Consider the following 896-nt stretch of genomic DNA (forward strand, 5'->3'; position numbering starts at 1 on the left):
AAAAACGAGTAGTGCCGTCTGGCATCAACCCTTTACCTTGGGTTTCCCGTACGGCCTGGCATAAGTTTGTTTTCCCCGACATGCAAAATTTACATTCACCACACTCAGCTGTGTAAAGCGGGATTACGTGGTCGCCGACTTCGACGCTTGTAACGCCTTCACCGACCATTTCGACAATACCACCACCTTCATGACCAAGGATTGATGGGAAAATTCCCTCTGGGTCTTCACCTGACAAGGTGAAGGCATCAGTATGACAGACCCCGGTTGCAACGATCTTTACCAAGACCTCGCCCGCTTTCGGGTACATAACATCGACTTCTTCGATCTTCAGGGGTGTGTTAGGGCCCCAAGCAACGGCGGCTTTAGATTTAATAAACTGGTCAGTCACAAGGTTTCTCCGGGGGGAAAGATGAAATTCACAATCAGATTAGCTACAAGCCTATATCGGCCGAAGCGTGTTCCAATCTTGACATATTCCTAAACTTTTTCCAGCGCTTTTGTTTTAGGTTGGTGGCTTAATGATCCGCACCAGTTAAAGCGGACGCCCTGTTAAGGTGATCATTGTGGCGACTTCTTTCGCAAGGCAAATGCTCGTTTTAATGTACCTTGGTTAAACCCCTCAATACTCAACTTTTGCAAATATGTTAAGAAATAGATCTGAGACCTTTTTTGTTGATTTGCACCCAAAACTGACCCATTAAACCCAAATATTTGCATCGAATTTTGACCCACGTATAAACCTATCCCTGCTTCAACAAAGGCAGGAGAAAAAGGAGTGATAGACGTGGCTCTATTGAATCAACGGGGTCAGACTCGATTGAACTTCTGTTAAAGAAAATGATTTAGTTATGGATGCTACTTTCTACAAGCGAAAAAAAAGACCAGTTAGATAA

1 protein-coding gene is annotated in these 896 nt (G+C 44.3%); it reads right to left on the reverse strand.

The window, feature by feature from the left end; genetic code table 11:
- Positions 1–376: alcohol dehydrogenase catalytic domain-containing protein (locus A3763_RS25925; RefSeq protein WP_197483143.1), on the reverse strand; the 376-nt coding region annotated here is incomplete at its 3' end.
- Between the last annotated feature and the right edge of the window lie 520 nt (positions 377–896).

It is taken from the genome of Oleiphilus sp. HI0128, assembly GCF_001635365.1.